General features: G+C 27.4%; 24 protein-coding genes. 2 read left to right on the forward strand and 22 right to left on the reverse strand.

All coding sequences use genetic code 11. From position 1 onward, the window contains the following. Window positions 1–167 precede the first annotated feature (167 nt). Complete coding sequence (locus ADFLV_RS00090) at window positions 168–575, forward strand: YqaA family protein (RefSeq protein ID WP_129011410.1); 408 nt, start codon at window positions 168–170, stop codon at window positions 573–575. Window positions 576–602: 27 nt separating this feature from the next. On the opposite strand, the gene ADFLV_RS00095 is transcribed toward ADFLV_RS00090, so the two are convergent. The 8 genes from ADFLV_RS00095 to ADFLV_RS00130 form a co-directional block, all read right to left on the reverse strand. Further along, window positions 603–989: a 4Fe-4S dicluster domain-containing protein gene (locus ADFLV_RS00095; protein WP_129011411.1), complete on the reverse strand. Its 387-nt coding sequence runs from the start codon at window positions 987–989 to the stop codon at window positions 603–605. A 60-nt stretch (window positions 990–1049) separates the two neighbouring features. After that, window positions 1050–2306 carry an ATP-dependent Clp protease ATP-binding subunit ClpX gene (gene clpX, locus ADFLV_RS00100; protein ID WP_129011412.1) on the reverse strand — a complete coding sequence of 419 codons (1257 nt, stop codon included), beginning with the start codon at window positions 2304–2306 and terminating at the stop codon, window positions 1050–1052. Beyond that, a complete protein-coding gene (locus ADFLV_RS00105; RefSeq protein ID WP_129011413.1) occupies window positions 2299–3123 on the reverse strand; it encodes an SIR2 family protein in 825 nt (274 codons plus the stop codon). Before ADFLV_RS00105 ends, clpX begins: the two co-directional genes overlap by 8 nt. Continuing rightward, entirely contained in the window at window positions 3116–3640 is a 525-nt protein-coding gene (locus ADFLV_RS00110; protein ID WP_129011414.1) for a thioredoxin domain-containing protein, read from the reverse strand. The genes ADFLV_RS00105 and ADFLV_RS00110 overlap by 8 nt, the downstream gene beginning before the upstream one ends. Next, window positions 3630–5159, reverse strand: a complete 1530-nt coding sequence (locus ADFLV_RS00115) for a sigma 54-interacting transcriptional regulator (protein WP_129011415.1) — start codon at window positions 5157–5159, stop codon at window positions 3630–3632. Before ADFLV_RS00115 ends, ADFLV_RS00110 begins: the two co-directional genes overlap by 11 nt. Window positions 5160–5243: 84 nt before the next feature. Continuing rightward, window positions 5244–5453 carry a putative nitrogen fixation protein NifT gene (gene nifT / locus ADFLV_RS00120; protein WP_014472729.1) on the reverse strand — a complete coding sequence of 70 codons (210 nt, stop codon included), beginning with the start codon at window positions 5451–5453 and terminating at the stop codon, window positions 5244–5246. Window positions 5454–5456: 3 nt separating this feature from the next. Further along, complete coding sequence (locus ADFLV_RS00125) at window positions 5457–7103, reverse strand: L-aspartate oxidase (protein ID WP_129011416.1); 1647 nt, start codon at window positions 7101–7103, stop codon at window positions 5457–5459. Beyond that, on the reverse strand, window positions 7104–8210 hold the full coding sequence (locus ADFLV_RS00130) for an aldo/keto reductase (RefSeq protein WP_129011417.1): 1107 nt from the start codon (window positions 8208–8210) through the stop codon (window positions 7104–7106). A 332-nt stretch (window positions 8211–8542) separates the two neighbouring features. On the opposite strand from ADFLV_RS00130, the gene ADFLV_RS00135 reads away from it, so the two are divergent. Then, window positions 8543–8956, forward strand: a complete 414-nt coding sequence (locus ADFLV_RS00135; RefSeq protein ID WP_014472732.1) for a TOBE domain-containing protein — start codon at window positions 8543–8545, stop codon at window positions 8954–8956. A 17-nt stretch (window positions 8957–8973) separates the two neighbouring features. Here the strand turns inward: ADFLV_RS00135 and modD are convergent, their stop codons facing one another. From modD to ADFLV_RS00205, 14 genes are read right to left on the reverse strand one after another with little or no spacing between them, the layout of a single operon-like run. Further along, window positions 8974–9819: a ModD protein gene (gene modD, locus ADFLV_RS00140; RefSeq protein ID WP_129011418.1), complete on the reverse strand. Its 846-nt coding sequence runs from the start codon at window positions 9817–9819 to the stop codon at window positions 8974–8976. Continuing rightward, entirely contained in the window at window positions 9812–10486 is a 675-nt protein-coding gene (gene modB, locus ADFLV_RS00145) for a molybdate ABC transporter permease subunit (RefSeq protein ID WP_014472734.1), read from the reverse strand. Before modB (ADFLV_RS00145) ends, modD begins: the two co-directional genes overlap by 8 nt. Further along, window positions 10486–11190 (reverse strand): molybdate ABC transporter substrate-binding protein, encoded by a 705-nt coding sequence (gene modA, locus ADFLV_RS00150; RefSeq protein WP_129011419.1) that lies wholly within the window; start codon window positions 11188–11190, stop codon window positions 10486–10488. Before modA (ADFLV_RS00150) ends, modB (ADFLV_RS00145) begins: the two co-directional genes overlap by 1 nt. A gap of 11 nt (window positions 11191–11201) precedes the next feature. After that, on the reverse strand, window positions 11202–11693 hold the full coding sequence (locus ADFLV_RS00155; RefSeq protein ID WP_129011420.1) for a molybdopterin-dependent oxidoreductase: 492 nt from the start codon (window positions 11691–11693) through the stop codon (window positions 11202–11204). Beyond that, complete coding sequence (locus ADFLV_RS00160) at window positions 11690–12496, reverse strand: class I SAM-dependent methyltransferase (protein ID WP_129011421.1); 807 nt, start codon at window positions 12494–12496, stop codon at window positions 11690–11692. The genes ADFLV_RS00155 and ADFLV_RS00160 overlap by 4 nt, the downstream gene beginning before the upstream one ends. A gap of 12 nt (window positions 12497–12508) precedes the next feature. Continuing rightward, window positions 12509–13276, reverse strand: a complete 768-nt coding sequence (locus ADFLV_RS00165; protein ID WP_129011422.1) for an ABC transporter ATP-binding protein — start codon at window positions 13274–13276, stop codon at window positions 12509–12511. Then, window positions 13276–14286, reverse strand: a complete 1011-nt coding sequence (locus ADFLV_RS00170; protein ID WP_228712387.1) for a FecCD family ABC transporter permease — start codon at window positions 14284–14286, stop codon at window positions 13276–13278. Before ADFLV_RS00170 ends, ADFLV_RS00165 begins: the two co-directional genes overlap by 1 nt. Then, entirely contained in the window at window positions 14279–15298 is a 1020-nt protein-coding gene (locus tag ADFLV_RS00175; protein WP_129011423.1) for an ABC transporter substrate-binding protein, read from the reverse strand. Before ADFLV_RS00175 ends, ADFLV_RS00170 begins: the two co-directional genes overlap by 8 nt. After that, window positions 15291–16289 carry an LLM class flavin-dependent oxidoreductase gene (locus ADFLV_RS00180; RefSeq protein WP_129011424.1) on the reverse strand — a complete coding sequence of 333 codons (999 nt, stop codon included), beginning with the start codon at window positions 16287–16289 and terminating at the stop codon, window positions 15291–15293. The genes ADFLV_RS00175 and ADFLV_RS00180 overlap by 8 nt, the downstream gene beginning before the upstream one ends. After that, window positions 16289–17143 carry an ABC transporter ATP-binding protein gene (locus ADFLV_RS00185; RefSeq protein ID WP_014472742.1) on the reverse strand — a complete coding sequence of 285 codons (855 nt, stop codon included), beginning with the start codon at window positions 17141–17143 and terminating at the stop codon, window positions 16289–16291. The genes ADFLV_RS00180 and ADFLV_RS00185 overlap by 1 nt, the downstream gene beginning before the upstream one ends. Continuing rightward, window positions 17140–17838, reverse strand: a complete 699-nt coding sequence (gene modB / locus ADFLV_RS00190) for a molybdate ABC transporter permease subunit (RefSeq protein WP_014472743.1) — start codon at window positions 17836–17838, stop codon at window positions 17140–17142. The genes ADFLV_RS00185 and modB (ADFLV_RS00190) overlap by 4 nt, the downstream gene beginning before the upstream one ends. Continuing rightward, window positions 17831–18232 (reverse strand): TOBE domain-containing protein, encoded by a 402-nt coding sequence (locus ADFLV_RS00195; RefSeq protein ID WP_014472744.1) that lies wholly within the window; start codon window positions 18230–18232, stop codon window positions 17831–17833. Before ADFLV_RS00195 ends, modB (ADFLV_RS00190) begins: the two co-directional genes overlap by 8 nt. Next, window positions 18229–18975, reverse strand: a complete 747-nt coding sequence (gene modA / locus ADFLV_RS00200) for a molybdate ABC transporter substrate-binding protein (RefSeq protein WP_014472745.1) — start codon at window positions 18973–18975, stop codon at window positions 18229–18231. The genes ADFLV_RS00195 and modA (ADFLV_RS00200) overlap by 4 nt, the downstream gene beginning before the upstream one ends. A 9-nt stretch (window positions 18976–18984) precedes the next feature. Beyond that, window positions 18985–19767 (reverse strand): TOBE domain-containing protein, encoded by a 783-nt coding sequence (locus ADFLV_RS00205; RefSeq protein WP_014472746.1) that lies wholly within the window; start codon window positions 19765–19767, stop codon window positions 18985–18987. Window positions 19768–19853 lie beyond the last annotated feature (86 nt).

The following is a 19853-nucleotide window of genomic DNA, read 5'->3' on the forward strand; positions in this document are numbered from 1 at the left end:
AACACTAAAAAAGGTGCCTTGCTATGTTCCCATCCTGGGGCGTTGTCTTTAGAAATGCTTGAAAAGGTCTAAAGAAGAGCATTCAAAATACCAAAGTATTTTCAATGTTCTTCTCTAAGAAGTGGAATTATATCTTAGCAATCTTTAATTTATAATAAAAGAGATGTATGGTTTATTTAATACTATTTTTTTCTGCTTTAATATCTGCAACTTTATTTCCTTTAGGAAGTGAAGCATTATTTATTTATGATATTAAAGAAGGATATAATATATATTTATTACTGTTTTTTGCCACTTTAGGAAATAGTTTAGGTTCAATAATAAATTATTTTTTAGGTTTAAAAGGTGAAGAATATCTAATAGAAAAAAAGCTTTTAAATGAAAAATATATAAATATTTCAAAAAAATATTTTGATAAATATGGTTTTATTACAATTTTATTTTCATGGTTACCAATAATTGGTGATCCAATAACTTTTGTAGCAGGTATTTTAAAATATGATTTTAAGAAGTTTATGATTTTAGTAGTTATTTCGAAGTTTTTTAGATATTTATTTATTGCTTTAGTAGTTTAAAACAAAGGAAAAACCTTTGTTTTAATATTAAAAATCAGATACGTTAGCGTGAGCTTCTCTTGTAGCCATTGTTATATCAGCTCTAAATTTTTGCTCTTTAACTTCTGGAAGCATTAAACCTTTTGTTTTATGTTCTCTAATTTTATATTCACCTTTTTCATTTCCAGTTAAATAATAAGAATTGAAGTCAACTGTGTAAGGCATATCCCAAACAATTGCACCTTCAGTTGGACATGCTTCAGCACATCTTGGAGAATCAGCATGGTCAACACACTCAACACATGATTCAGGTTTTACATATAAAATCCCATCTTTTGGATTTTTTTCATTTCCATCTGGTAATATAGCTGCAACTGGACATTCAGAAGCACAGGCCTCACAGCTTATACATTCTTCTGTAATTTTAACTGCCATTTTCTATCCTTTTTTATAAAAATATAAATATGACGTTGCAAAAGCTATTCCATTCTAAAATTAGTTAACTATTTTTTTGAATAAAATCTCTTTTGTTGATTCTTGAATATCATTATTTTCTTTATAAACTAACTCAATATCTTTTTCTTTGTTTATATATTCTTTTGTAATAATACATTTTTCCAAATTATCTTCAGAAGGAATAATATATTGTAAAGGAAGCATTATATTTTCTATAATACCTCTTAATCCTCTTGCTCCAACATCTTTTTCATAAGCAATCTCAGCAATTCTTTCAAGTGCATCATCAGTGAAAACAAGTTCAACACCATCTAATTCAAATAAGATTTCATACTGTTTTGTGATTGCATTTTTAGGCTCTTTTAAAACACGTATTAAATCTTCTTTTGAAAGTTTATTAAGTTCTGCAATAACAGGTATTCTTCCAATAAATTCAGGAATTAAACCAAAAGATATTAACTCTTTTGCTTCAATTGCTTTTCTATTTTCTTGGATATCTTCTTTTTTCAAAAATCCCATTTTAGGGGCTTTTTTAGTTTTTTTTGGGCTATCATCTTCTCTTAAACCAACAAATGCTCCACCACAAATAAATAGTACGTGAGTGGTGTCAAAAAGAATTGTTTCAGCACTAGAATTTTTTCTACTTCCTTTTACAGGAACATAAACTTCAGCACCTTCAAGAATTTTTAAAAGTCCTTGTTGAACTCCTTCTCCTGAAACGTCTCTTCCACTTGTTGAACTTTCACTTTTATTTGCAATTTTGTCTATTTCATCGATATAAACAATACCTCTTTTTGCTTTTTCTACATCAAAATCAGCAGCTGCAAGAAGTCTTGAAAGTATTGATTCAACATCTTCTCCAACATAACCAGCTTCAGTTAAAGCTGTTGCATCTGCAACGGCAAATGGAACATCCATAATTCTTGCTAAGCTTTTTGCAAGCAGAGTTTTTCCAGAACCAGTAGGTCCTATTAGCATAATATTTGATTTTTCAATCTCAACATTTTTAACTATTGGTTTATCAATTCTTTTATAGTGGTTATATAAAGCAACTGCTAGAACTTTTTTTGCTTCAACTTGCCCAATTACATAATCATCTAAATGTTCTTTTATTTTAACTGGAACACTAAGTCCTTTTTGGAACTCTTTTTTGTTATCTTTTATAAGTTCTTTTTCTAAAACTTTTGCACACATAGTTACACATTCATCACAAATGTGAGCCTCTTCACTAGAGAATATTTTTTTTACTTCTGTTATCTCTTTTCCACAGAAGTCGCAATTATGTATTTCACTCATGGCTTTTTATAAACTCATTAATACTCATATTTAACGCTGTCAAATTATGAGTTTTAATAAATTTATCCTCTTTTTTAGTTAATTCATCTTTGTTAAATAAAACAATTCCACTTTCTAGACCAATAGTAACTTCATTAGTAACCATTCTAAAAGTATCTCTTGAAAAATCCACACCTAAAAATAGATACTCTTTATTTTTTCTATACTCTTTTAAAATTTCAGGCATTGCATACCCACCCATAGCTTCAGTTAACCAATCAACAAAATCAGCATCAGAGATGATGAAGTTCATTTCAGGTTTTGTAGAACCCATTGGTTTAAATAAAATAGGTAAATCTAAAGTTAATTTATCTTTTTCTACTCTTGTATAAGCTTTTGTATCAACATCATAAAAATAAATAAGATATCTATCCCAATCAGCAGTTATTCTTGATACACCTGTAATTAAGAAGTGATTACAGTCACTATAGATTTTTTGTAAGCTATCATCCATATTTGTATCGATTACATATTTTGGTTTTAAAGTTGCTAACCATTTGTAAGTATCTGGAATTTCATACTCTTTTGAAGAGTAGATATGATTTGTCATTTGAATAATGAACTCTCTACCTTTTCTTTGTTCTAAACTCATAGCAGCTCGGCTATACTCATACATAAGTCTTGGACTCATGGCTCTACCATTATTCAAAGCTAAAATCATTGAATCGCTATCATAAGGAAGAGTTGACCCATCCTTACATTTTGTATCTTCAAATATTCCCATTCCTAAGAACGGAATAAGTTCCCCACTTTTTATCTTTTCAACTATACTATCCATGACAACCTGCTCCTGTGTATGACTGATAGACTTTGTTTAGTTCAACCCTAATTCTTTCTATATCTAAAGGTTTTTCTAAATCACTAGGCATATCAATATGATAAATGGCACCATCTTTACCGATTAAAAAAAGTGCTTTTGTTAATTTATTATCTAATGTACCACTTACAATTTTTGTTCCGTACATAGAAGCGAACTCTTCATTTATATCAAATATTGGAATTAGTTTTTTAAATTTATAAGGAATTTCAAACTCTTTATTAAAAATTATATAAGTAAAAATATCAACTTTTGCATTATTCATAAATTCATCAAAATTTACAATTTCATTTAAAAATTCATCAAATGAAGGAAAAGACATAAATATTTGTATATTTCTATTTGGACTAGCTCTTTTTATTTCAATCACATTTTTATTAATATCTATTGCTTCAAAATTTTCAGCCATATAACCAATATCAATAAAATCATCAGTTAATTCCATCTCTTCACTTTTATATATTATTTTAGATTTCATATTTTTTTATTTTGTACCCTATTTGTCTAAGAGTTATACCTAACTCAGCTGCTGCATTTGAATGATTATAGTCATTATTCTCAAGTGCCTCAATAATTGCTTCTTTTTCCATTTCATCTAAAGTTAAAGTTCTTTTTGAAATAGGTTTATAATCACTTTTTAACTTTTGATCATTTAGTGCTGGAAGTAGTAATAACATATCATATTTACTAATTCCTTCTTCATTTCCCATAAGAACAATTCTTTCAATTGTATTTTCAAGTTCCCTAACATTTCCAGGCCATGGATAGTTGCATAAAGCTTCCATTGCTTCATCTGTTATGGTTACCATTTTTTTATGATTTTTCATTGAACGTTCTAAAAAGAAATTTACAAGTTGTTTTATATCTTCACCACGTTCTCTAAGTGGAGGTAAATCAATAGGAATTACATTTAATCTATAATATAAATCTTCTCTAAATTTACCATCTTTTACCATCTCTTCTAAATTTCTATTTGTTGCTGCAACAAGTCTAACATTTACTTTTATTGTTTTACTTCCACCTACTCTTTCAAACTCTCTTTCTTGTAAAACTCTTAGCAGTTTTACTTGTGCAGAAGCTGATATATCTCCAATCTCATCTAAAAACAAAGTTCCACCATCAGCAAGTTCAAATCTTCCTTTTCTTGTCTCTCTTGCATCTGTAAATGCACCTTTTTCATGACCAAAAAGTTCACTTTCAAGTAAAGTATCTGTAATTGCTGCACAGTTTAATTTAATAAATGGTTCATCTTTTCTATTACTTCTTTTGTGAATTGCTGCTGCAACTAACTCTTTTCCTGTTCCCGTTTCACCTCTAACAAGTACAGTAACATCAGATTGAGCGATTCTTTGAATAACTTTGAACACTTGTTGCATTTTTGGACTATCACCTATAATATCTCCAAAGTTATGTACTTTTGAATCCCACTCCATTTTATAGTAAAGCTTTAACTCTTGAAGTCTATCTTTCTCTTTTTTGTTTAATTGATAAGAGTGAATAGTCTGTGCAAAAATTGAACTTACAATTGTCAAAATTCTAACTGTATCGTCTAGTTCAATTTCAGCTGTTTTTGTTATAACAGTTCCTAAAACACCAATAGCCTCATTGTCAATCATTAATGGAACTGCAACATAAGATTTACCATTAAAATCTCTTTTTCCTGATTTATTCAAAAAAAGAGAATTATTATGAATATTTTCAACTACTACTGGTTCTTTTGATTCTATTACCATTCCAGTAACACCTTCACCTACTTTATAACTTGATAAAGTTTTTTGGAATTTTGACAATTCAATAGAAGCAAAAACATTTAAAACATCATCTTCTAAAATATGTACAACACAATTGTCTAAATTTAGACTATGTTTTAATATCCTCATAGACTTTTCTAAAGAAGTCTGTAAATCATAATGATTAGAAATAATTGATGATATTTCATATAGTGTTGTTAGCTCTCTTATGGTAAGACAGCCCATACAGGCAGATTTATCAAACATCTATGCCTCCTCAATATTTTTAGTTTAATTATAGTTAGTTAATATGACTAAATGAACAGCCATTTGTATAATAAGTAACCAGTATTAATCTGAAATTTTTTTACAAACTTCTTCTTTTGGTAATTTTTTAGCTCCTGGTTGAATCCACCATGTTTCACCATTTGATAAAACAGCATTTCCACCCCAGTTTTCTTCTGTATCAAACTCTATTTCTTCAATAGTTTCTTCCATATCTTTTTTTGGAAAATAAAACGATACAATTCCATCCACTTCTCTTAACATTACTTTTGCCATTTTTTACTCCTTATTTATAAATAAATTTTTGATAATTTTTAAAATATCATTCTCCTTGAATGAAATTTTAAAGAAACCTTTTTTTAGCTCTTTTACTACAAAACTTCTATCATATTCTTTAGAAGTTGTAGGAAAATCTTCTCTAAAATGAGCTCCTCGGCTCTCTTTTCTTTTTAAAGCACTTAGAATTATTGCTTCAGAAATTTCTAGAGCATTTCTTAATTCTAAAATAGCTGTAAGTTCGACATTATTGTTTTTTTCTTTATTTATACAGTGAAGGGTATAAGAAATTTGCCTTAAATATTTAATATAATCAAAAGCCAATGTAAGACTTAGTTCATTTTTGATAATTCCAACTTTTTCAAAAAGTGTTTTTCCTAAATTTATTCTAATTGCATTGAAGTTTTTTGTTGTATCACTAGAAAAAATAAAATCTATCATTTCTATATCTTTTATTACAGTGTTATAATCTATTGGTGAGTATTCATTTTCTTGTGAAAACTTTAGTGCTTCTATTCCAGCTAATTCACCAAATACACAACCTTCAAGTAAAGAGTTTCCTCCAAGTCTATTTGCTCCATGAACTCCATTTGATGCCATTTCTCCACAAACATATAAACCTTTTAGTTCACATTTTGTCATATTTACATCAACTCCACCCATTGTATAGTGAGCTACGGGTTTTATTTCAAGTAGTTCTTCTGCTAGATTAATTCCCGTTTGATTTAATGCTGCATTGTATAAAGATGGTAGTTTTTGTTGAATTTTTTCAACTCCAAGATGTCTTAAATCCATAAAAACTTTTTTACCTTCAAGTTGCTCTTTTAAAATGGCCCTTGCAACTTTATCTCTAGTATCAAGTTCATTTACAAATCTATTTCCATCACTATTAACTAAGTAACCACCCTCACCTCTTGCAGCTTCAGTTACTAAATAGTTTGTTTTTACAAAACCAGTTGGATGAAATTGAACAAATTCCATATCCTTTAAATACAATCCAGCTCTTAATGCAACAGCTAATAAATCTCCCGTATAATCAGGAGCATTTGTAGAAAAACCTCTATAAATACCAGCATATCCACCACCTGCTAAAATAACAGCTTTTGATGAATATATCATTACTTGTGAATTATCTTTATTTAAAGATACTACTCCACTTACTCTATCTTGATATTTTGCAAGATTTAAAATATAGTTATTTGGTAAAAAAGTTATGCCTTTAGCTTTAGCCTTTTTTATAAGTGCCATCGTAATTGCACTTCCTGTTTTATCTCCAACATAACAAGTTCTATTTGAACTTCCTCCACCAAAAGGTCGTTGAGCTATTGTTCCATCTTCGTTTCTATCAAATTCTACACCATATTCAACTAATTTATTTACTATTTTAGAAGCTTGTTTACACATGTAAGTGATAGCTTTTTTATTTCCTAAACCTTTTCCTGAAATCAAAGTATCATTTATATGTTGGTTTATCTCTTTTGTATTATTTGGGTCAAGTACTGCATTTATTCCACCACTTGCCATTGAAGAGTTAGATTTAAAAACATTTCCTTTTGTGATTAGGGCAACTTTGTTATTCTCATTTTTAGCTTCAATTGCTGCCATTAATCCTGCAATTCCACCTCCAACTACTATTACATCATAAATCATTTATACTCGATACATTAAATCATATTTAGCTCTTGATGTTGCAGGAACTTTTGTGATTTCTAAATTCTTTTTTATATGTACTGGTACTTTTGAAGCGAACAAAGATGAAATTAATCCAGGAGTTGAACGAACAAATTGAAGTGCTAGTTGGATGTCATTTTCTAAAACCATTTTAGAATCAAGCAAGTAACCAACTTGGGCATTAAATGATTTTTTAAATAGATTCATTTGTAAAAGAGAAGAACTTGAAATTACTCCTATTTTTAGTCGGTGCGCTGCTTGAAGTAAAGTACACTCTTCATCTTTTACAGTTTGTGTTGGCATCGTATAAATTGAAGTTTTTGCCATGTTAAAAGGTGTTTGAATATATTTAAAGTTGTGATTCTCTCCACCTACTTTTATAGCTATTTCAACTAAATCTTCTAAATTGATATGTTCATTTGTACTTTTATCAATAAAACCATTCCAAACGGCAACACCATAAGATTTTATCATTCCTTTAGTTACCATTTTTTCAAATCTTTTAAATATTGTTTCGATTTTTTTTAACCAGTTTTTATATCCAAGTTTACTTATTTGTATTTCTGGATTATGTAAAAAATAGATATCAAGTGTTTTTACACCAAGATTTTCTAAAGATTTTTGACATGACCATTCTAAATAATCAGGTGTCATACAATGTTGGTCTAGTTCTATATCTTCAAGTTTTGCCAATGAAGTATTAATAATATTTTCTTCAATCCAAGCATAAGGATTTTCGGGAAATGGATAATCAAGTTGAATAAATCCACCTTTTGAACATATTATTAACTCTTCTCTTTTTGTATCACCTTCTTCAAATAGTTCTTTTAAGGCAATACCAATCTCTTTTTCACTTTGTCCATATCTATAGTTACTTGCTGTATCTATAAGATTAATACCACTTTTAATAGCTTCTTTTACACCAGCTATATAGTGAAATAGATAGTTTTCTTCTTTATAAGGTTCTTTATTAAAAGTACCTAGTCCTAGTTTTGAAAATATCAAATTATTGTGTTTTACATAGAAATCTTTATAATGAGCAAATTTTTTTGCAAAATTGTAAGTATCATCAAATGTAGCAATCATAATCTTAACTCTTTTTATTTATAAAATACACTTATTTTAAGAACTTCTTGCAAATAAAAAGAACAAAAATTGTTCTTTTTATTTCTAAGCTTAAAGGGTGTATTAATTATATGCAATAAGTGTTCCATAGTATAAAAGTACTATAAAAATAATTTTTATTTACTAACTTAAATTTATTTTACTAAAGTATTAAATTATCGTTGTTTAGGCATATATATAAGCAACGATGTCTAATTAATATACAATATATTCATAAATAAATAACTAAATTAAGCTTGAATTTATAATTTAAAGTTTAGAATTTTCTTATAATTTATAGTAAAAGGATTGAGATGAAAACAAGTGCAAGAAATGAGTTAAGTGGAAAAATTACAAATATTATCAATGGTGCTGTAATGAGTGAAGTTAAAATCACAGTTTCTCCTGAGGTAACAATAAGTGCAACAGTTACAAAAGATGGAATAGAATCTTTAGGAGCAAAATTAAATGATAATATAACTGCAATTATTAAAGCATCTTCAATTATAATCACAAAAGATGCTGTAAAAACAACAGCTAGAAATGTATTAAAAGGTAAAGTTGTAGAAGTTATAAAAGGTGCTGTTAATAGTGAAGTAAAACTTTCTTTAGGAACAAGTGTAATTTCTGCAATTGTGACAAATGATGCTATTGAAGATTTATCTATCAAAGCTTCTGAAGAAGCTTATGCAATATTTAAAGCTTCAAGTGTAATCTTAATAGCTTAATAATATGGGGAATTTCCCTATATTATTTTTAATTTACTGCTAATATTTGCCATTCCACAATTATAAACAGAACTTGTAACCACTCCATCTATTTTAAATGAAGCATATTTTTCAATATTTGATAGATTTATTCCACCAGCAACTAAAATTTTAACATTTGGGAAATTTTCATTTTTGTAATTTATGATTTTCTCAAGTTCTTCAAAATCTATTTTATCAAGTTGAAGAACATCAACACCAATTTTCATTAGATTTATACAATCTTGTAGATTATCACTTTCAACATTTAGTTTTTTTTCTGGTATTTTTGTTTTTATTCTTTTTAAATCTTCATAAAACTCTTCGTTGTTTTTATATAAAATTCTATGACCTTCAAAAAATAGTACACTTTCAGATAAATTTAATCTATGAGGCATCGCTCCTCCACAAATAGCTGCTTTTATACAAAATCTTTTTGAAAAAGGAAAAGTTTTTCTTGTAGTTAGAAGTTCACAAGTTGGATTTGTTTTTTCTATTTTTTCTTTCATTTGATAGGAATATGTACTTATTTTGCAACTATATTCTAAAAGAATTTGAGTTAATCTCCAAGCTTTATGTATATCTTCATAATCACCAGAAAATCTTAGAATTGTATTTCCTTTTTGGATTTTAGTTTTACTTTTTTCAAAAAATTCTACTTTACAATTCAAAAGTTCAGCGATTTTTGCTGCTTCTTCACTACATGATACGATAATATCTTCTCTTGTATAAACTTCAATTTGAGCTTTTTTATTATTTATATTTTGTAAACTTGTAGTTAAATCAAAATATGGTAAATCATCTTGAATATATTTTTCCAATTCACTAATTGATAAATTAAACATTTTTTCTCTTTTCAAAAAAATTTAGTGCAATAAAAAAAAGCACTGATATAAAAACCAATATACCACTTAAAATCATAGCTAAATTATAGTTTCCATCAAATACAGCATTATAAATAGCAAGGGAAATAGTATCGGTTTTTCCTATGATATTTCCACCTAACATCAAAGTAATTCCAACTTCTCCTAAAGCTCTTGCAGTTGAGATTAAAAGTGCAACAATCAAACTATTTTTTATATTTGGCAATACAATAAATATAAAAGTTTTTAATTCACTTTTTCCACTTATATATGAAGCTTCTTTTATATCTTTTGGAAAAAGTTCAATACTAGCTTGTAAAGGTTTTACCATAAGTGGAAGACCTGCAATAAATGCAGCAATTACAATTCCACTGAAACTAAAAATCAAACTAATATCAAATTTATAAAAAAAACTTCCAATAAAACCGTTTCTTCCTAAAATCAAAAGAAGAAAAAAACCAACAGCAATTGGTGGAAAGATTAAAGGAAGAGTTACTATTGTATTTAGTAACCATTTGAATTTTAGATTTTCTTTTGCAAGTAAATAAGCTATTGGAATACCAATAACTATAAATAAAAATGCACTTACACTGATAGTTTTCAGACTTAATAAAAATGGCTCAAATATAAGTGCAAAATCAAAATTCATTATAAACCGTATTTTTTAAATATCTCTTTTGCTGTTTTTGTAGTTAAGAAATTTGCAAATTCTTCGCAACTTTCATTACAGCTATCAAGTTTTCCAGCAACGATTTCTATTGGAGTGTAGTATTTCTTATCAACTTTAATAAAACCACCAATATTTTCTTTATTTGCAATTGCTTCTGAAAGATTTACAAATCCAGCATCAACTTCATTTGTAAGTATATAAGTCATAGCTTGTGGTACAGTTGCAACAATTATAAGTTTATTATTTAGTTTTTCTTCTAAATTTGCATTTTTTAAAAACTCTTTTCCTGCTATTCCATATATTGCTTTTGATGGATCAGGAATAGTGATTTTTTTTATATTTTCACTTGTTAAATCTTCAACTGATGATAGTTTTTTATCTTTTGGATAAACAACAACAAGTTCACCTTCACCTAAAAGTAGATAATCTTTAAATTTTAGTCCACTTTTAGTTTCCAAAAATTTTTTATCTCCAATAATCAAAGGTATATTTGTTTGTGTTGCTTGTGTTGTCACTTGTTTTAAGTGTCCAAAAACACCATCAACTTTACCACCAACTTTTTCATACTCTTTAAAAATCTCCATCAAAGGTTTTTTATAACCTGCACCTGCTGCTACTTTCAAATCTGCTGCATTAAGAGCTAAAATCGAAGTTATAACAATCAATAAAACTTTTTTAAACATCATTTCTCCTTTTAATCAATTTTATTTACTATAATTTTTTCGAGCCATTTTATATGTCTTGGATTTTCATTTATATCTTCAACACTAATAAGTGCTAATTTTCCTTCATTTTTATCAAGTGACTTTCCATTCTTTTTTAAAAATATAAGAACATTGTCACCAATTTTAGAGTTAAATAGTTCATTCCAAGAAAATAATACTTTGTAGTTATCACTAGCAATAGCCATAATATAGACTTTGTTTAAATCTTTTCTACTTTTTATATTTATTTTTGCTTGGTCGATTATCTCTTTTAGTAAAACACCTTCATAAGTTGTGTCATTTTTTGTAAGAGTTATGGTTTTTGAACCTGTTCGCAAATCGTTTATCTCTTGTAGTTTATCCATATTTAGAACCAATTTTTTTTCTACTAAACCTTCGATTTTTAACTCATTTGTTTCATATGAAACATCTTTTGAAAATAAAGAGGTAAGAAAAAGTAAAATAAGTAGTAGTTTTTTCATTTTTTACTCTCCCATGAAATCATTGCCCAGTTTATATAATCGGCTGTTTTTTTATATTTATATGTTGAATTAAAATACTCTTTTAAAACATTTTTTTCTTCAACATCTAATTCACCTAAACTCCAACCAACTTTTTCTACAAACTCTTCAGATGTTGAACTTTCAAACTTATTGTTTTCACTTTTTATAAAATCAACTTTTGCAAATATTCCCATACTATGTAAAACATTAACTAAATAAATATAATCAGGTCTTGGAATAATCTCTCTTTTTAATTGAGCTAGAATCTCAGTATCAATAAAACTGCCACCAACTTTTGTAGTTAAATAAACTCTTTTATTTGCTTTTGTGTTTAGTTTTATTAAAGCATCTTTTATATCTTTTACTTCCATTGAACGGCTTGCAACTACAATATCCGCATTTGGAACATCTTCCCAATCGTCATACCAAGATTTATGAATTGTTTTTAAATTTTCTATATTTTTTTCTTTGCAATTTTCTTTTACACAATCTAACATTCCTAAAGAGTAATCTAATGCATAAATCTCTTTTAGTTTTGAAGCCATTGCCAAAGAAATAGTTCCAGGACCACAACCAATATCAAGTAAAGAATCACAATCCGTTGTTTCAATTTTATCTACAAAAGTTTTTGTATAGATACTTTTATGAACATTTATATTCATACTATTTGCTCTTTTATCCCATTCTTGGCTACTTTTACCTTTGAAAGTTGAGAGTTCCATCTGTTTAGCATATAAATTTGCAAAATCTAAACTATCTAAATTTGTTTTTATAAGTGGCATATTTTCTCCTTTTTAAATACTTGGTATACAAAATTTGTAACCATTTTCTTTTGAAATAATTTCAACATCTACATCATAAAGTTTTTTAATATTTGTAGAAGTTAGTTTTTCATTTATATTTCCAACATCTAAAATTTGACCATTTTTTAGCATCATTACTTTGTTTGAAGCATATAAAGCATGGTCTGGATAGTGAGTTGTTTTTACAAAAGTGTAACCTTCATTTGAGAGTTCTTTTAAAAATTTTAAAAGTTTTAGTTGATTTCCATAATCAAGCCCAGTAACTGGTTCATCCATAAAGATGATTTTTGATTCTTGGGTTAAAGCTCGAGCAATAAAGGCTAGTTGTCGCTCTCCTCCACTTATTTTTGAGTAGATATTATCTTTTAGGTGACCAATCCCTACTTTTTCTAAAGCTTTAAGTGCAATTTCTTTATCTTTTAATGAATAGTTTGAAAATAGTCTAATATGTGCTAATCTTCCCATTAAAACTACATCAAATACAGTATAATCAAAAGGAATCTGATGAGTTTGTGGAAGATAAGAAATTAGTTTTGCTAGTTCTTTATTTTTGTATTCATTTATATTTTTTGAGAGAATTTTTATTTCACCATTTGATTTAAATATTCCCAAAAGTATTTTTAATAAAGTAGTTTTTCCACAGCCGTTTTGTCCAACTAAAGATAAAACATCTCCTTGATATAATTGGAAATCTATATTAGTTAATATTTGTTTATTTCCATAAGAAAAAGAGATATTTTTAGCATCAATTAATAACATCAAAATCCCTTTTTTGCATTTTTTAAAACCATTATAAAAATAGGTATTCCAATTATTGCTGTAACTATCCCAATAGGAATTTCAAAGCTAAAAATAATTCTTGAAAAATTATCAACAATTAGTAAAAAAATAGCCCCTAAAATTGCACTTATTGGCAATATTATCTTATTATCAGCTCCAAAAAGAAGTCTTGCTATATGAGGAATAATTAATCCAATCCAACCAATTATTCCTGCAAGAATTACACTTAATGCACTAATAAAAGTAGCACTTATGATTACAATTAATTTGATTTTTTTTGTATCAACTCCTAATGCTTTAGCTTCTTCATCACCTAAACTTAATGCATTTAAATATTTTGATACAAAAAGTAAAATAATCATTCCTAAAAACATAGGAATGGAAAGATTCCATACAATGTTTGGTGTACTAAAAGATAAACTTCCCATTAACCAATAAGTAATTGCAGGAAGTGCATCATATGGATCAGCTGCATATTTTACTATTGATAAAAATGCAGAAAAAAGTGAACTACTTATTATTCCACCTAAAACTAAAATAATCATATTTTTTGCATTTGAGTAAATAAATGAAATAGTAAGTGCAAATAAAACAGCAATTAAGCCAAATAAAAAAGTAGAAAGGTTTATAAAAAACCAATTCCATCCAAGAACCATACCAAGAGCAGCTCCAAAGGAAGCTCCACTTAGAACTCCAAGAATCCCAGGAGAAACAAGTGGATTTACAAACATAGCTTGAAATGCAGCTCCTGAAATAGCTAGTGAGCTTCCTATTAAAACAGCAGCTATAATCCTTGGTAGCCTTATATCAAAAATCACACTTTGAAGCATTTCATATTTTTCTAAAGAAATATTTGAGTTAAACCCAATAAAACTTTTAAAAAAGTTTATATATTCATCTAAAGTTATTTGATAATTTCCAATAAAAAGGGAACTATTCATTAAAATAAATAAAAAGATAATTAGTATAAAAAATCCTAGTTTATTCAAGATTTTTACCTATTATTTCATTCAATTGTTCATCACTTAAATCTATACCTAAAAATAAAGAGTAAAACTCTTTTGCTTCTTTATTTATATCTAATTTATAAACTTCAGGATGAAAAACAGAAAGTAACCATCTTAAACCTAATAATTTCATAAATGATGGAGGTCTATCAAACCAACTAAAAGGACCAAAAGGTAAAAAATATACTCTTCTATTTTTCACTGCATCTATATGTTTCCAATTGGAATCTTTATAGATTTTTTGATAAAACTCTTTATCGTAAACCAAAATAATTTCAGGATTGTATGCTAAAACTTGTTCAAAATTTATAGCTTGTTTTCCAAAAAGGTTTGTTGTTTCACATTGATGAACATTCTTTCCACCAGCTAAATTTATAAGTTCAGAATGAATTGAAGTGTTACATTCTGTTTCAAGTCCATTTTTCCCCTCAGCATAATAAACTTTAGGTTTTTTAGAAGCTTTTTGTGAAACTTCTTTTGCTAAATTTAAACTATCTTTCCCATAATTTTCTAACTCTTTGGCTCTTTTCTCATTATTTGTTAATTTTCCAATATATGAAAAAGAATCTACTAATTCCTCTAAACTATTTGATTTTAGATAAATTAGAGGGATATTTTTAGCTCCACCTAAAGAGGCTTTTATTTTTTCATCTCCTAGTTTTTTTGTATTATCTGTCAATAAAATTACATCAGGATTTATTTGTAAAATCATTTCACTATTTGGAGTTTTTCCTTGCCCAAACCAACCACCAAGAACTGGAAGATTTTTCGTTTTTTCATCTAAAAATTTAGCTTCATTTTCATTAAATGGAAAATTTAATCCAGCAATTTTACTTTTATCCACAGCATACAAAGAGTATAAAAGTACAGGATTTGAAGCATAAATCTTTTTTATATCATCTTTTATTTCACTTTTTTCTTTAAACATATCTTCAAAAATAACGGCATTACTATATAGATAAAAACTAAATATTAAAAGTAAGATTTTAAACATAAGGTTTTACCTCCTTTGTATATAAATTTAATATCTCTTTTGCTTTTTCTGTTGAAGTTGTAAGTGGTTTTAGTAATAATGCTTCTATATCAAACTCTTCTTTTAGAGCTTTGATTTGTTCAATACACTCTTTTGGTGTGCCACAAATTGCATTTTCAAAAAGTTTATTACTATCAAAAAGTTTATTTCGTATGTCTATATATTCATTTGTTAAAAGTTTTACTAAAGTTGGGCTTGTATCTTTTGAAGCTCTCATTGATTTTAAAAATAAATCTGCACAATATTGGGACTCTTTTATAATCTCTTCTTTGTTAACGCCAATATTTATACCTCTTGCAACTCTAAAAGATAAAGGTTTTGTTGGATTAAATGTTTTATATGTATCAAATATAAATTTTATTTTTTCTTTACTTATTCCAATACTTCCAATCAATCCATAACCTTTTGTAGCAGCTTCTTTTATTGCTTCAAAAGATTCAGAAGCGATATATGTATTTATTGGTTCATTTAATTTTGGTCTTATTGAAATGTTTTCACAAGTAAAGAAGTTACCTTTAAAAGTTACAAGTTCTTCATTTAATAGTTTGTGAATTAATTCATTTGCTTCAAACATAACTTCTCTATTTGTGAAAGCATCTGCTTTAAAAGTTTTATCATAAATAGGAAATGCTCCTTTTGCAATTCCATATAAAAATCTATTTTCATCAAATGCTTTTATCATAGCAATTTCTTCTGCAAGTTTTATAGGATTGTATAAAGGGAGTAAAATAGCGGCTGTTCCTATTTTTATACTTTTAGTTTTTCCTAAAAGATAAGAAACAGCAGTAAGTGGAGAAGGAATGACACTAAAATTATTGAAGTGATGTTCTGTTATCCAAGCTTCATCAAAACCTAAATCTTCACAGTAACAAATTAAATCAAGTTGTTCAGTGATTGCTTTTTGATAATTATTTTCCCAATTTTCAAATAGGCAAAATAATGCAGTTTTCATTATAAAGTTTGCATCATCGGTGTAAATGCTTTTGTACTAACACTTACACTTTGCCCTATTTTTAAATTTGCTGCTTCTTCATTTCCTACAACAACTTCTACTAATTGTTGACCTATTGATACAATTGCAACGTGAATTACATCTATTTTTACAATATCAAGTAGTTCACCTTCAAATGAGAATTTTTGGCTACCTTTTGTTTTAAGAAGAATATCTTTAGGAAAACCATCATTTATGATTTTCCCAAGATTTAAAACAACAACTCTTGATGCCAAACGATACATTTCACTTGGGTCATGACTTACCATAATAGTTGTGGTATTAAACTCTTTATGTAAAGTTAATATTTCATTTTGTAATTTTGTTCTCATTTCTGGATCAAGTGCAGATAAAGGTTCATCCATCAATAAAAGTTTTGGTTTATTCATTAAAGCTCTACATAAACTAATTCTTTGTTTTTGTCCTCCACTTAATGTATTTGGATATCTATTTTTTAATTCCGTCATTTCTGTCATTTCAAGCAATTTATTTGCTAAGTCTATATCTTTTTTTACATATAAAAGATTATCAATTACTGAAAAGTTAGGAAAAAGTGCATAATCTTGGAATACAAAACCAATATCTCTTTTTTGTGGAGCTAAACTAAACTTATCATCAAGCCAAAGTTCATTATCAATTTTTAAAGTACCTTTAGCCTCTTCAAGTCCTGCAAGTATTCGTAAAAGTGTAGTTTTCCCACTACCACTAAAACCAGAAAGAGCAATAAATTCACCCTTATTTATTTTTAGATTTACATCTAAATTCATTTCACCATTTGAACCATGAAGTAATTTATTTATATTAATTTCTATCATTTATGTAAACCTGTTAACTTTTTTTGTTTTCCATTAAATATATAAACTCCAAGAAGAGTTAAGAAACTTAGAATTACCATAATTAAACTGTAAATATGTGCATTTGTATAATCCATAATTTCAACAAATTCATATATTGCAACTGATGCAACTTTTGTTTCTCCTGGAATACTTCCTCCAACCATTAACACAACTCCAAACTCTCCAACTGTATGTGCAAAAGTTACTATAATAGCAGTCATTAATGAAGGTTTTATATTTGGAATAGCAATTCTAAAAAGAGTTTGAAATTTACTTTTCCCACTTATATAACTTGCTTCTAATAAATTTTTATTGATACTTTCTAAGCCACTTTGCATAGGTTGAACCATAAATGGTAAGCTATAAAAACAACTAGCAATAATTAAACCATAAAAATTGAAAACAAGTTTTATTCCAAAATGTTCTTCAAAAAAAGCTCCAATTGGTGAATTATATGATAAAGCCCAAAGTATATAAAATCCTAAAACTGAAGGTGGTAAAACCAAAGGTAAGGCAGTAACAGCTTCTAGGTAAGGTTTTAATTTTGATTTTGTTTGAGATAAGTACCATGCAATTGGAAGACTTATAAAAAACAAAATCAAAGTAGTGATACCAGCTAATTTAAAAGATATTAAAAAAGGTTCAAACTCTATATTTTTTAACAATTCAATCATCTAAAACATCCTGAATAGATAAATCACTTGCTTTAATTAAAACTAAAACATCTTCATCTTTTTGTAGATTCATCTTTTTAGATGAATCTACAGTTATAATACTTTCAAGATAAGTATCATTGATTTTTAATATTATGTTAGATAGAAGGTGACCATTTTCTATCTTTTGAATAGTTGCAACAAATTGGTTTGATAAACTAATCTCTCCAAATAAATTTTTTGCAATAATTATATTTGTTGGTTTAACACTAAGAGTTACCTTTTTGTCAATTTGTATATTTTTGCCTAAATCTAAACTCATCATTTTTAGATTTTTCCCAAAAAAATCGAACTCAACAATATTTAAACTATCAATAGAATTTATTTTTTTTATTGTTGCAACTAATTTATTCATTTTACAATGTATCCATAATCAACAAATATTTTTTTAGCTTTTTCACCTAAAATAAAGTCATAAAATGCTTTAACTTCTGCATTATCAACTGCATTATTAATGATTACAATACCTTGTTTAATCGGTGTATATAAAGTTGGATCAACACTTGCCCAATTTACATTTTCTTTATATTTTGATAATTTTTCATCATATAAAGATGATTTTGCAATAAAGCCTATATCAGCAGCAGTTGTTGCATAAGTAACTGTTTGTGAAATTGATTCTGCATAAACAAATTTATCTTTAGTTGCTTCTTCTAAATTTGCATTTTTAATTGCTTCAACAGCTGCTGTTCCATAAGGAGCAGTTTTAGGATTAGCAATTGCAATTTTAGAAATTGAATCTTCTTTAATTAAATTTATACCTTTTGAATAATCAAGTTCTTTTGAACTTAACATAGCTAAAGCACCTTGTGCATAAACAACAGGTTTTGTAATTGCAATTTTATCTTCATATAAAGACTCAGGAAATTTCATATTTGCAGCCATAAAAATATTAAATGGAGCACCATTTTTAATTTGAGCAGTTAATTTTCCACTACTTCCTAATGTAACTTGAATTTTTGTATCAGGGTTTGTTTTATTAAATTCTGCAATAAGTTCATTTATTGCATAACTAACATTTGCAGCAACAGCTATATTTACTTGACCAGCAAATATACTTGAACATAAAAATACTAATCCTAAAATTATCTTTTTCATTTTTTTTCCTTATTTTCCTATCATAATATCCGAGGCTTTTATAATTGCACTCACATTAGAACCTGGTTTAAGATTTAATCTATTTACAGAACTTGTTGTTATAACTGAAGCAATTTTATCTGCATTGCCTATATCGATTACTACTTCAGAATTTATTTCACCTTGATTTATGTTGTCTACTACACCTTGGAATTTGTTTCTTGCACTAATATTTAAAGTAATATCTGTTGTTAATAAAACAGTACTTGATTTAAAAATTGCAACAACTTCATCTTTAGCTTTTAAGTCTAGATTTTTAACAGCAGAATTTGTAATAACAGAAACAAGTGTATAACCACTTTTTAGTCTTATAAATACTTCTGCATTTACTTTTCCATGCTCTATTAATTCTACAATTCCACTTATTTGATTTCTTGCACTTAATTGCATTGATAATCTCCTTATAGCTTTTAATGTACCTGTGTTAATATCAGTCATTCTATTTAGATTTTCAAGAAACTTTTTTTGTTCTTCTTTTAGTAAATGATAAGTTTTTAGTAGATTCTCTCCATATGTTGTAAGAGTAGTTCCTCCACCACCAACTCCACCTGTTTCTCTTTGTACTATCGGACTAATTGATAAATTATTCATGGCTTCAACTGCTTCCCAAGCAGATTTATAGCTCATGGGAACTTCTTTTGCCGCTTTACTGATAGAACCAGTTTTTTGTATTGCCATTAATAATTCAATTCTTTTTTCCAATAAAAAGGGTTGATTTAAAATTTCTAATGTCAAGTTTGATGATATTTCCACAAAAATCCTTTTTGGCTATATTTAATAGTATATAACGATAAACAAAAAAATAGTATCATTATATAACTGAATATATAATGATACCT

The organism is Arcobacter defluvii (assembly GCF_013201725.1).
Classification (GTDB): domain Bacteria; phylum Campylobacterota; class Campylobacteria; order Campylobacterales; family Arcobacteraceae; genus Aliarcobacter; species Aliarcobacter defluvii.